9 protein-coding genes are annotated in these 12,916 nt (G+C 63.9%); 5 read left to right on the plus strand and 4 right to left on the minus strand.

What is annotated here, in order from left to right; all coding sequences use genetic code 11:
• Nucleotides 1-75 precede the first annotated feature (75 nt).
• A complete protein-coding gene (locus ELS24_RS07600; protein WP_050449820.1) occupies nucleotides 76-1,092 on the minus strand; it encodes a 1-aminocyclopropane-1-carboxylate deaminase in 1,017 nt (338 codons plus the stop codon).
• Between the two features lie 194 nt (nucleotides 1,093-1,286).
• On the opposite strand from ELS24_RS07600, the gene ELS24_RS07605 reads away from it, so the two are divergent.
• From ELS24_RS07605 to zapE, 5 genes are all read left to right on the plus strand, one after another.
• Complete coding sequence (locus ELS24_RS07605) at nucleotides 1,287-1,757, plus strand: Lrp/AsnC family transcriptional regulator (protein ID WP_050449819.1); 471 nt, start codon at nucleotides 1,287-1,289, stop codon at nucleotides 1,755-1,757.
• A 330-nt stretch (nucleotides 1,758-2,087) separates the two neighbouring features.
• On the plus strand, nucleotides 2,088-4,955 hold the full coding sequence (locus ELS24_RS07610; RefSeq protein WP_050449818.1) for a 2-oxoglutarate dehydrogenase E1 component: 2,868 nt from the start codon (nucleotides 2,088-2,090) through the stop codon (nucleotides 4,953-4,955).
• Between the two features lie 103 nt (nucleotides 4,956-5,058).
• Nucleotides 5,059-6,288, plus strand: a complete 1,230-nt coding sequence (odhB, locus tag ELS24_RS07615; protein ID WP_127183777.1) for a 2-oxoglutarate dehydrogenase complex dihydrolipoyllysine-residue succinyltransferase — start codon at nucleotides 5,059-5,061, stop codon at nucleotides 6,286-6,288.
• A 129-nt stretch (nucleotides 6,289-6,417) separates the two neighbouring features.
• A complete protein-coding gene (gene lpdA, locus ELS24_RS07620; RefSeq protein WP_127183778.1) occupies nucleotides 6,418-7,845 on the plus strand; it encodes a dihydrolipoyl dehydrogenase in 1,428 nt (475 codons plus the stop codon).
• 81 nt (nucleotides 7,846-7,926) lie between these two features.
• Nucleotides 7,927-9,018, plus strand: coding sequence for a cell division protein ZapE (zapE, locus tag ELS24_RS07625; RefSeq protein ID WP_050450283.1), 1,092 nt, complete (start codon nucleotides 7,927-7,929; stop codon nucleotides 9,016-9,018).
• Between the two features lie 75 nt (nucleotides 9,019-9,093).
• Here zapE and ELS24_RS07630 read toward each other — a convergent pair whose 3' ends face one another.
• The 3 genes from ELS24_RS07630 to ELS24_RS07640 are packed head-to-tail and all read right to left on the minus strand — an operon-like array spanning nucleotide 9,094 to nucleotide 12,858.
• Nucleotides 9,094-10,122, minus strand: a complete 1,029-nt coding sequence (locus ELS24_RS07630) for an extracellular solute-binding protein (protein ID WP_050450284.1) — start codon at nucleotides 10,120-10,122, stop codon at nucleotides 9,094-9,096.
• Between the two features lie 37 nt (nucleotides 10,123-10,159).
• On the minus strand, nucleotides 10,160-11,812 hold the full coding sequence (locus ELS24_RS07635) for an ABC transporter permease (protein WP_127183779.1): 1,653 nt from the start codon (nucleotides 11,810-11,812) through the stop codon (nucleotides 10,160-10,162).
• Nucleotides 11,809-12,858, minus strand: coding sequence for an ABC transporter ATP-binding protein (locus ELS24_RS07640; protein WP_050450286.1), 1,050 nt, complete (start codon nucleotides 12,856-12,858; stop codon nucleotides 11,809-11,811). The genes ELS24_RS07635 and ELS24_RS07640 overlap by 4 nt, the downstream gene beginning before the upstream one ends.
• Nucleotides 12,859-12,916 lie beyond the last annotated feature (58 nt).

Raw genomic sequence — 12,916 nt, forward strand, 5'->3', positions numbered from 1 at the left:
CCAGGCGGGGCCGGTCAGCGCAAGTCGCCCGCTGGCCAGCCCATCGCCCCGAAGCCGGCGGGCGGGCCGTCGGCTTCAGCCGTTGCGGTACAGAAAGCTGTAGGCGTTGATCGCCGGCACCCCTCCCAGGTGCGCATACAGAACCTTCGACCCAGCCGGGATCTCGCCTCGACGAACCAGATCCATCATGCCCTGCATGGACTTACCCTCGTACACGGGGTCGGTCATCATCCCTTCCAGGCGCGCGCAGGTGCGGATGGCGTCGTTGGTTTCGGCCGACGGCAAGCCATACGCCGGATAGGCGTAGCGCGTATCCAGCACCACGTCGCTGTCGGCGATGCCTGCTTCCAGCCCCACCATATCCGCCGTGCGGCGCGCGATGCGCAGGATCTGCGCGCGGGTTTGTTCCGGCGTGGCCGATGCGTCGATGCCGATGACGCGGTTGGCCCGGCCGTCCGCCGCAAAGCCCACCACCATGCCGGCTTGCGTGCTGCCGGTGACGGCGCAGACCACGATGTAGTCAAACTTGAAGCCCAGGTCGGCTTCCTGGCGCCGCACCTCTTCGGCAAAGCCCACATAGCCCAGCCCACCCAGTTCGTGATCCGACGCGCCGGCGGGAATGGCGTAGGGCTTGCCGCCCCGTTTGCGCACGTCTTCCAGCGCTTCTTCCCAACTGCGGCGAAAGCCGATGTCAAAGCCCTGGTCCACCAGCCGCACGTCCGCGCCCATCAGGCGGCTCATCATGATGTTGCCCACGCGGTCGTAGACGGCGTCGGAATAGTCCACCCAATTTTCCTGCACCAGCACGCAGGCCAGGCCCAGCTTGGCGGCCACCGCGGCCACCATGCGGGTGTGGTTGGATTGAATGCCGCCAATGGTGACCAGCGTGTCGCAACCTTGCTCCAGCGCCTGCGGGATCAGGTATTCCAGCTTGCGCAGCTTGTTGCCGCCAAACGCCAGGCCGCTATTGCAGTCTTCGCGCTTGGCGTAGATGTCGACCTTACCGCCCAGGTGCGCGGACAGGCGTTCAAGTTTTTCGATGGGGGTGTCGCCGAAGGTCAGGCGATGTCGGGGAAAACGTTGCAGATCCATGCGGGCTCCTGATGAAGGCATTCCGGCCGGCGAGTGAGGCGCGGATGGGAAAAATCATAGGAATCACGGGTGGAAGTGGTCAATTGCGTATTAAAGATATAGGGCGATATAAAAATTTATGAAAAATGAGTTTTTCGATTTAATATTTTTTCGAATCGCACATTAACCAGATAATATTTTTAGGGACATATTAAATGGCCGCGCTTTCCGGACTGGACCGTATCGACCGGCACATTCTTCGCGTCTTGCAGGACGACGCGCAGATCACCAACCTGGATCTCAGTACGCGCGTCCACCTGAGCCCCGCGGCCTGCCTGCGGCGCGTGGAAAAGCTGAAGGCCGAAGGCATCATCAAAAAGACGGTCGCGCTGCTTGAACCCGCCGAGGTCGACATGGCCACGCTGGTCATTGTGGGGGTGGTGCTTGACCGGTCCACGCCCGATTCCTTCACCGACTTCGAGGAAGCGGCGCGCGGCATCAGCGGTTGCCTGGAATGCCACCTGGTGGCAGGCGAGTTCGACTACTTCCTGATGCTGCGCATACGCGACCTGGATCGCTTCAACAAGCTGCATGCGGGCGAGATCATCAAGCTGCCCGGCGTACGCCAGATTCGCACCTTTTTTGTGTTGAAAGAGATCTTGTCGACGACAGCCTTGCCGGTGTGACGCGGCTAATGCGCAACACTTGTGCGCCAAGTTGCTCGGCAATGACGCACTGCGGCATTTTGGAATGCCAGAAATTGATGGCGCGTAGACGACGCAATGTCAGGGGTTGGCCGGACATTCCACGGCCGCATGCAGGCATTCCGAATGCGCTTTTGCGCCACAAAAATGTCGGAAGACGCCCGTAAACTCAAAGGGTTATACTGCTCGGCATACGGCTTTCAAGGCTTGTACGCGCCTTCTGCCCCCTGCGATCCGCTAAACGGGAAGCCCGTGTCGCGGAAGGTTTTTCCTGCATCGTGTCGAGTGAAGCACTCGTAAAGGTGAAGCGATATGTCTTCGGAAATAGAATCTCTATCCACGTCTTATCTCTTTGGCGGTAACGCCCCCTATGTTGAGGAGCTTTACGAAGCCTACCTCGACAATCCCGGTTCGGTTCCTGATAACTGGCGCGAATATTTCGACCAGTTGCAGCACGCTCCCGCTACCGACGGCCAAGAGTCCACTCGTGACCAGGCCCATGCTCCCATCGTCGAATCGTTCGCCCAGCGCGCCAAGGCCAATGCCTTCGTGCAACGCTCTGCCGAACCCGACCTGAGCGTCGCCAGCAAGCAGGTGTCGGTGCAATCGCTGATTGCCGCCTACCGCTCGCTGGGCTCGCGCTGGGCCGACCTGGATCCGCTCAAGCGCCAAGAGCGCCCGCCGATCCCCGAACTGGATCCGGCCTTCTACGGCCTGACCGAAGCCGACCTGGACCAAACCTATTCGGCCACCAACACCTACTTCACGACCGCCAGCACCATGACGCTGCGCGACATCCTGAAGGCGCTGCGCGACACGTATTGCCGCAGCGTCGGTGCTGAATTCACGCACATCTCCGACCCCGCCGCCAAGCGCTGGATCCAGGAACGCCTGGAAACCACGCTGGGCGCGCCGTCCTACTCGGCCGAAGAAAAGCGCCACATCCTGCAGCAGCTGACCGAGTCCGAAGGGCTCGAGCGCTTCCTGCACACCAAGTACGTCGGCCAGAAGCGCTTCTCGCTGGAAGGCGGCGAAAGCTTCATCGCCTCGATGGACGAAGTGGTGAACCACGCCGGTGAAAACGGCGTCCAGGAAATCGTGGTCGGCATGGCCCACCGCGGTCGCCTGAACCTGCTTGTGAACATCATGGGCAAGATGCCCGGCGACCTGTTCGCCGAGTTCGAAGGCAAGCACGCCGAAGGCCTGACCGACGGCGACGTGAAGTACCACAACGGCTTCTCGTCCGACCTGTCCACCCGTGGCGGCCCGGTCCACCTGTCGTTGGCGTTCAACCCGTCCCACCTTGAAATCGTCAACCCCGTGGTCGAAGGCAGCGCGCGCGCTCGCCAGGAACGCCGTGGCGACGCCGAAGGCAAGACCGTGCTGCCGGTGCTGGTGCACGGCGACGCGGCTTTCGCCGGCCAAGGCGTGGTGATGGAAACGCTGAACCTGGCGCAAACCCGCGGCTACGGCACGGGCGGCACGCTGCACATCGTCATCAACAACCAGATCGGTTTCACCACGTCCGACCCGCGTGACTCGCGTTCGACGCTGTATTGCACCGACGTGGTCAAGATGATCGAAGCCCCGGTGTTCCACGTCAACGGCGACGACCCCGAAGCCGTGGTGTTCGTCACCAAGCTGGCCCTGGACTACCGCCTGCAATTCCGTCATGACATCGTCGTGGACATCGTTTGCTTCCGCAAGCTGGGCCACAACGAGCAAGACACCCCGTCGCTGACGCAGCCGCTGATGTACAAGCGCATCGGCCATCACCCCGGCACGCGCAAGCTGTACGCCGACAAGCTGACCACGCAAGGCGTGCTGGCTGAAGGCGAAGCCGATCAACTGGTCAAGGACTACCGTCAACTGATGGAAGACGGCCAGCGCACCATCGAGCCGGTGCTGACCGACTACAAGAGCAAGTACGCCATCGACTGGTCGCCGTTCCTGGGCGCCAAGTGGACCGACCAGGCCGACACCGCCGTGCCGCTGGCTGAACTCAAGCGCATCGGCGAACGCATCACGACGGTTCCGGAAGGCTTCACGGTGCACCCGCTGGTCGCCAAGCTGCTGAACGACCGCCGCACGATGGCCAAGGGCGAAATGAACCTGGACTGGGGCATGGGCGAACACCTCGCCTTCGCCACGCTGGTTTCGTCGGGCTACGCCATCCGCATCACCGGTCAGGATTCGGGCCGTGGCACGTTCACGCACCGCCACGCCGTGCTGCACGACCAGAACCGCGAACGCTGGAACGACGGCACCTACATTCCGCTGCAAAACGTGTCGGACGGCCAGGCGCCGTTCACCGTCATCGACTCCGTGCTGTCCGAAGAGGCGGTGCTGGGCTTTGAATACGGCTACTCCAGCGCTGAACCGAACACGCTGACCATCTGGGAAGGCCAGTTTGGCGACTTCGTCAACGGCGCCCAGGTCGTGATCGACCAGTTCATCAGCTCGGGCGAAGCCAAGTGGGGCCGCCAGTCGGGCCTGACCCTGATGCTGCCGCACGGCTACGAAGGCCAAGGCCCCGAGCACTCGTCGGGCCGCATCGAGCGCTTCCTGCAACTGTGCGCCGACAACAACATGCAAGTGGTCCAGCCGACCTCTGCCTCGCAGATCTTCCACGTTCTGCGCCGCCAGATGATCCGCCCGTTCCGCAAGCCGCTGGTGCTGTTCACGCCGAAGTCGCTGCTGCGCAACAAGGACGCGGGTTCGCCCCTGACCGACCTGGCCGGCGGCAGCTTCCAGCCGGTGATCGGTGAAGTCGACGAGGCCATCGACGCCAGCAAGGTCAAGCGCGTTCTGGCTTGCTCGGGCAAGGTGTACTACGACCTGGTCAACGCCCGCCGTGAGCGTGGTGCCGACCACGTGGCCATCGTCCGCGTCGAGCAGTTGTACCCGTTTGCGCACAAGGCGTTCGAGACCGAACTGCGCAAGTACCCGAAGGCCACCGAAGTGATCTGGGTTCAGGACGAACCGCAGAACCAAGGCGCCTGGTTCTACGTTCAGCATCACGTGTACGAGAACATGGTGGAAGGCCAGAAGCTGGGCTACGCCGGCCGCGCCGCGTCGGCATCGCCGGCCGTGGGCTACCTGGCCAAGCACCAGGAGCAGCAGAAGGCCCTGATCGAAACGGCTTTCGCGCCCAAGTTCAAGGTCATGTTGACGAAGTAACCCTGACTTGATGCACGCGCCGCGCGCGGCAAGCGTTTTGGAACCCGGTTTCGAACCTTGCCGCGCAGCGTGACCAGAACACAAACTTTACGGAACAAACAAAATGGCTATTACCGACGTCGTTGTCCCCCAACTTTCCGAATCCGTCTCCGAAGCGACCCTGCTGACCTGGAAGAAGCAGCCGGGCGCTGCCGTTGAAGCGGACGAAATCCTGATCGAAGTCGAAACCGACAAGGTTGTGCTGGAAGTGCCGGCCCCCGCTTCGGGCGTGCTGGCTGAAATCGTCAAGGGCGATGGCAGCACCGTGACCTCGGGCGAAGTGCTGGCCCGTATCGACACCGCCGCCAAGGCCGCCGCCGCCGCGACGGCTCCCGCCGAAGCCCCCAAGGCTGCTGAACAAGCTCCGGCCGCTCCCGCCGCTGCCCCGGCCTCGTCGGCCGCCGCTGGCGTGGCATCGCCCGCCGCCGCCAAGATCCTGGCCGAGAAGGGCGTTGACGCCGCTTCCGTGTCGGGCACCGGCCGCGATGGCCGCGTGACCAAGGGCGACGCCCTGGCCGCTTCCGCTCCCGCCGCCAAGGCTGCTCCGGCCAAGGCCCCGGCCGCGCCGGCCCCGACCACGCTGTCGCTGGACGGCCGTCCGGAACAGCGCGTGCCGATGAGCCGCCTGCGCGCCCGCATCGCCGAGCGCCTGCTGCAGTCGCAACAAGAAAACGCAATCCTGACCACGTTCAACGAAGTGAACATGCAAGCGGTCATCGATCTGCGCAGCAAGTACAAGGACAAGTTCGAAAAGGAACACGGCATCAAGCTGGGTTTCATGTCGTTCTTCGTCAAGGCCGCAGTGGCCGCGCTGAAGAAGTACCCGCTGATCAACGCGTCGATCGACGGCAAGGACATCATCTATCACGGCTACTTCGACATCGGTATCGCTGTCGGCAGCCCGCGTGGCCTGGTGGTGCCGATCCTGCGCAACGCCGACCAACTGTCCATCGCTGAAATCGAAAAGACCATCGCCGACTTCGGCCGCCGCGCCGCTGACGGCAAGCTGGGCATTGAAGAAATGACCGGTGGCACGTTCTCGATCTCCAACGGTGGCGTGTTCGGTTCGATGCTGTCGACCCCGATCATCAACCCGCCGCAATCGGCCATCCTGGGCGTGCACGCCACCAAGGATCGCGCTGTGGTCGAAAACGGCCAGATCGTCATCCGTCCGATGAACTACCTGGCGCTGTCCTATGACCACCGCATCATTGACGGCCGTGAAGCCGTGCTGGGCCTGGTCGCCATGAAGGACGCCCTGGAAGATCCGCAGCGCCTGTTGCTGGACCTGTAATCTCGACGCCCCGCGCGGCGCCGCACCGGGCCTTCCGGTTCGCGGCGCCCCGGTCGGCCCACGGCTGGCCTCCGGCTCGCAAACACCGGGCGGGGCGTGTTCCACCCCACACTCAATCGCGAGAACACTATGTCCAAACAATTTGACGTCGTCGTGATCGGCGCAGGCCCTGGCGGCTACATCGCCGCCATTCGCGCAGCCCAGCTGGGCATGTCGGTCGCTTGCATCGACGCCTGGCAAAACGGCCAAGGCGGCCCGGCTCCTGGTGGCACCTGCACCAACGTCGGCTGCATTCCGTCCAAGGCGCTGCTGCAATCGTCCGAGCACTTTGAACAAGCCAACCACCACTTCGCCGAGCACGGCATCGAAGTCAAGGGCGTCAGCCTGAAGCTCGACACCCTGATCGGCCGCAAGAACACGGTGGTCAAGCAGAACAACGACGGCATCCTGTACCTGTTCAAGAAGAACAAGGTCACCTTCTTCCACGGCAAGGGCGCGTTCAGCGGCCAAGTGGAAGGCGGCTGGGCCATCAAGGTCACCGGCACCGCCGAAGAAGACCTGGTTGCCAAGCACGTGGTGGTGGCGACGGGTTCGTCGGCGCGTGAGCTGCCCGGCCTGCCGTTCGACGAAAAGGTCGTGCTGTCCAACGACGGCGCACTGAACATCGGCGCCGTGCCGAAGACGCTGGGCGTGATCGGCGCCGGCGTGATCGGCCTGGAAATGGGCAGCGTGTGGCGCCGCCTGGGTTCGGAAGTGACCATCCTGGAAGCGATGCCGGAATTCCTGGCCGCCGCTGACGGCCAGGTTGCCAAGGAAGCGCTGAAGGCATTCACCAAGCAAGGCCTGAACATCCAGATGGGTGTGAAGATCGGCGAGATCAAGGCCACCGCCAAGTCGGTGACCGTGCCCTACGTCGACGCCAAGGGCGCCGAGCAGAAGCTGGTGGTCGACAAGCTGATCGTCTCGATCGGCCGCGTGCCCTACACCGGCGGCCTGAACGCCGACGCCGTGGGCCTGAAGCTGGACGAACGCGGCTTCGTGGCCGTGGACGGCGACTGCAAGACCAACCTGCAAAACGTCTGGGCAGTGGGTGACGTGGTGCGCGGCCCGATGCTGGCGCACAAGGCCGAAGAAGAAGGCGTGGCGGTTGCCGAGCGCATCGCCGGCCAGCATGGCCACGTCAACTTCGACACCGTGCCGTGGGTCATCTACACGTCGCCGGAAATCGCCTGGGTCGGCAAGACCGAGCAGCAACTCAAGGCCGAAGGCCGCGAGTACAAGGCCGGCAGCTTCCCGTTCCTGGCCAACGGCCGCGCCCGCGCGCTGGGCGACACCACCGGCTTTGCCAAGGTGATTGCCGATGCCAAGACCGACGAAGTCCTGGGCGTGCACATCGTGGGGCCGATGGCCTCGGAACTGATCTCGGAAGCCGTGACCATCATGGAATTCCGTGGCGCCGCCGAAGACATCGCCCGCATCTGCCACGCGCACCCGACGCTGTCGGAAGCCGTGAAGGAAGCCGCTCTGGCCGTGGACAAGCGCGCGCTGAACTTCTAAGCGTCCTTGACCTGAGCTAGACAGGGGGCGGGTTCAAGGACCCGCCCTTTTTTCATTTTGGTTGGTTGAGCTAAGTCCCCCATGAACGTCCGCGAATACTACGAACACGCCTTGGCCGAACGTGGCTACAAGCCCGATGCCGCGCAAAAGCAGGCCATCGACCGCTTGCAGCGCTATTACGACGAATGGGTCAAGTTCAAGTCGATGCGCTCGAACGCGCTGAAGAAGCTGCTGAACCGCCCGGATGTGCCGCGCGGCGTGTATCTGTGGGGCGGGGTGGGGCGTGGCAAGAGCTTCCTGATGGATGCCTTCTATGCCACCGTGCCGGTTGTGCGCAAGGCGCGGCTGCACTTTCATGAATTCATGCGGGGCGTGCATCGCGAGCTGGAAGAAGTGAAGGGCATGCAGGACCCGCTGGACGAAGTGGCCAAGCGGGTCGCCAAGCGCTATCGCCTGATCTGCTTTGACGAATTCCATGTGTCGGACGTGGCGGACGCGATGATCCTGCACCGACTGCTGTTGAAGCTGTTCGAGTACGGCACGTCGTTCGTCATGACGTCGAACTACGAGCCGTCGACCCTGTACACCGACGGCCTGCACCGCGACCGCGTGCTGCCGGCGATCAAGTTGATCCAGTCGCGCATGGACGTGATGAACGTGGATGCCGGGGTGGATTACCGCCGCCGTTCGCTCGAGCAGGTGCAGAGCTACCACACGCCGCTGGACGAGCGCGCCCAAGCCGCGCTGCAAAAGGCCTTCGACAGCCTGGCCGATACGCCGCCGCAGGAACCCCTGCTGCATATCGAACACCGCGAAATTCGCGCGGTGGCGCTGGCGGGCGCGGTGGTGTGGTTCGACTTCGCCACGCTTTGCGGTGGCCCGCGTTCACAGAATGACTACCTGGAATTGGCCAGCCGCTTCCATGCCGTGATCTTGTCAGGTGTGCCGAAGATGGGGCCGCGCCAGGCGTCCGAGGCTCGCCGCTTCACGTGGTTGATCGATGTGTTCTACGACCACCGCGTCAAGCTCATCATGTCGGCCGAGTGCGAACCCGAAGAGATCTACACCGAAGGCGCGCTGGCCAACGAATTCCATCGCACCGTGTCGCGCATTCTGGAAATGCAGTCGCGCGAATACCTGGAATCTGAACGGCGGCTGGCGGCGACGTTGTAGTCATGCCGTTGTAGCAATGGCGCAGTGCGGCCCTTGAGGACAGGGCCGCACTGTTTCGCGGGCTGGCGCCAAATGTCAGGCGCTGCGTGCCTCCGCCAGGTAGGCGCGCCACCGTGCAAGAAATGCCTCGCGGCCAGCGGCGGCTTCGGCTTCGTCCACCGGCACGATCTTGATGTCGGCAAGTGGCGGCATGTCCAGATGTTTGCTGACGTCGATATCGGTGCGGCTGGGGCGGCGGAAGGCGTTTTGCAGCAGGGCCAACTGCATCTCGCGCGACAACAGCAGGTCGTACATGCGCTTGGCGGCTTCCGGGTTAGGCGCGTTCTTTACCATGGCCATGTTGTCGGCCACGGTGAAGGTGCCGTCGGCGGGGTACATGATGCCGATTTCCTTTTGGCCACCAGCCACGTAGGGGTAGGCGGTGGATTCGAACGTGATGCCCACCGCATACTCGCCCTGGCCCACGCTGCGCACCACGTGCGAAGCGGCGCCGGACACGCTGGTGTTGCGCGCCAAGGCCCTCAGGCCCTCGGTGCCCAGCACGCGCTCGATTCCCCACAAGGCCGTGAACGCCGTCGAACTGTTGCCGGGATCGCCGATGATGATCTTGCCTTTGAAGCGACGGTCAGTCAGGTCGGCCCAGGTGGTGGGCGCGGCGCCGGGCAGATGCCGCGTGTTGATCATGCCGACCACGATATGCAGGTTGGCGGCCATCCAGAGGTCGTCGGGGCCGTGCAGCGCGTGGGGGATGGCGGCGGTTTGCGCGGAACGGTAAGGTTCAAACAAGGTTCGGTAGCCGTGCATGACGTTGGCGCTGGACGTCCAGAACAGATCCCCTTTTGGCTGCCCGGCTTCGGCTTCGATGCGCTTTAGCAACTGGCTGCTGCCGCCCGCCACCGTGCTGGGCTTGATGTGGGGCAAAAGCTCGCGTGCGATGTCGCTGGCCGTTTCCACGGACTGGGCATTCAGCGTGGTGTACAGCACGACCTGTTCGGTGCGCTGCGCCAGCGCGCGGGTAGGCAGGGCGCCCATGCCGCCGATACCGCCAGTGGCGGCCAGCAGCTTCAGCACTTGTCGGCGGTTCAAGGGGGGGAGTTGGATCATGGTGGTTCCTTGAGCGTTGCGGTTGAATGAGCCGGTCTCAGGCAAAGAGCCGGATCTTGAAGACGCGGGTAGCCAGCAGCACGGGCGCCAGGATCACGCTGATCAGCACCAGGCCGTAGGCCGATGCCTGCGCCATCAGGCCGCTGTCGATCAGGCGGAAAATCTGGATTGGCAGCGTTTCGTGGCCGGGCGAATACACAATGACCGACGCGCTGAGCTCGGACACAGTGGTTGTCCAGGTGAGCACGGCGGCGGCGGCGATGGCGGGCAGCATCAGCGGCAGCACCACCTTCACGAAAGAGGCGAGCGGTGGCACACCCAGGCTGATGGATGCCTCTTCAATGGAATCCGGCAGGTTGAATAGTGTGGACGAAGCATTGCGCACGCCGAACGGAAGCCGTCGCACGATGTAGGCCAGCACGATCAGCGACGCCGTGCCGGACAGGTCGAATGCGCCGTGGCCGAACGTCATCAGCAGGCCGATGCCGATGACCGTGCCAGACAAGGCCAGGGGAATGGAGCTGAGGTAGTCCAGCCAAGGCGTCAACAGGTTGCGCTTCTTGACGATCAGATAGCTTGCCAGGGTGCTGAAGGCAATGGCGACCAGCGTGGCGGCGCCCGCGTACAAGACGGAATTCAGCATCGGGGCCGGGGCGTTGACCAGCACCCGTTCCAGATGCGCGACCGTCCACTCGCCCCAGCGCATCACCGGGCCGTGCGCGCGCGTGAAGGCGCCCACGGCAAGCGTGGCCAGCGGCAGCATCGACAGCGCCATCACGGCCAGGGCCGCGCCTGCCAGCGTCCATGCGCCTGCGCCGCGTATCGGTGTTTCGGGGGCGCCGCGTCCTTGCGTGATTTGATAGCGTCCGCGCGACACAATCCAGCGTTGCAGAAAAAGCGCCAGCATCACCAGCGAAATCGAAGTGGTGGCAAGCGTGCTTTGCATGACCGGATCGCTGCCCGTTTCCGAAACCGACGCCTGGTACGTCAGCACGGACAGCAGTTCCACGCGATGGCCAAGAATCATCGACGTGGCGAAGTTGCCCACCACCATGGTGAACACGAGCAATGCGCTGGCCAGGATGGCGGGCATCACCACGGGCGCCATGACCTTCAAGCGCGACAGGGGCGGCGACGTGCCCAGGCTTTGGGCCGCCTCTTCCAGTTGCGAGTCAAAGCCTCGGATGGCCGCCAGCGTGCCGATGTAGATGTAGGCGTAGTACGTGAACGTCATGACGGTCAGCAGCCCCGGCCAGCCGTAGAACGAGGGCAGGTCCAGGCCCAGGCCGTCGCGCAGCGCACGGGTGAGCACCCCGTTGTTGCCCAGGATCATCAGCCAGGTCTGCGCGCCGATGACCTCGGGAATGATCAAGGTGATCAGGGGCAGCACAGACACCAGCCCCTTGCCGGGGTAGTGGTGGCGCGCGCTCAGGTAGGCCAGCGGCACGCCGATGCCAGCCGCCAGCAGCGTTACGCCGACGCCCAGCAGCAAGGTGTTGCCGATGGCGCGCAGATAGCGCGGGTCGGACAGCAGAATGTGCCAGCCGGACTGGCCTGCCTCGTTGCGTGCCAGCACGCTGGCGGACAGGATGTTCAGCACGGGCCAGACCAGGAAGACCAGCAGCACGGCCAGCACCGCCAGCGATAACCATGTCCAGGGCGACCTCAGCATGGGGAGCACGCGCTTCATGACGCCAGCACCAGCGTTTTTTGCGTATCAAATACCAAGCCGACCTGTGCGCCACGGGCCAGCGCCGCAGCGGGTTCGCCATGCACGTCTACGTTCAGATGGCCGCCGCCGGGCAGTTCAACACGGTAACTGGTCTTGATGCCCAGGTACTGCAATGCCAGGATGCGCGCCGGCACACCGGTGCCTGGCGTGGTGGTCAGCATGATGTCTTCGGGACGCGCCACCAGTACCGCTGCGCCCGCCAGCGGTGCGGGGGCATGCGCGGCAATGTCGTGTCCGTCCACCAGCAAGCGCACGGGGCCGGGCTCACGCGCCTGGCATTGCACCGGCAGCAAGTTGGCCGCACCGATGAAGTCCGCCACGTACCCGCTGGCCGGCTGACTGTAGATGGCGCGCGGCGTGCCCAACTGCGCCACGCGGCCGCGCTCCAGCACGGCGATCTGGTCGGACAGGGCCAGCGCTTCTTCCTGGTCATGGGTGACGAAGACGGTGGTGATGCCGGCTTCGCGTTGCAGCTCGGCAATGGTCTGCCGAACCTGGATGCGCAGCTTGGCATCCAGATTCGACAGCGGCTCATCCATCAACAGCACTTGTGGCTGGATGACCAGGGCGCGCGCCAGCGCCACGCGCTGGCGTTGCCCGCCAGACAGTTCGGCGGGCAGGCGCGCCGCGTATTGCGCCAGGCCAACGCGTTCAAGTGCGGACGTCACCTTTTGCTTGATGTGCGCGGACGCCACTTTCCGCGCGCGTAAGCCGTAGGCGGTATTGTCGAACACGCTTCGGTTGGGAAACAGCGCGTAATCCTGGAACACCATGCCGATATTGCGTTGGTGCGCGGGCACTCGCGTGACGTCGCGTCCGCCAAATCGCAGGCTGCCCGACGTGATGGGGGTGAAGCCGGCAATGGCGCGCAGCAGGGTGGTCTTGCCGCAGCCGCTGGGCCCCAGCAAGGTGAAAAAGCCACCCGGGGGGATGTCCAGGCTCAATCCGTCGATGACACGTTGCTTGCCGTATGAAATGCAGAGGTTTTCAATGCGGATGTCCATGCCCGGGAGCTCCTGGTGCAAGAGGAAAATGCGTCGGTATCGGGAAGGCGCCGGCCGT

Origin of the sequence: Achromobacter spanius (genome assembly GCF_003994415.1) — a bacterium.
In the GTDB taxonomy this organism is placed as follows: domain Bacteria; phylum Pseudomonadota; class Gammaproteobacteria; order Burkholderiales; family Burkholderiaceae_B; genus Achromobacter; species Achromobacter spanius_C.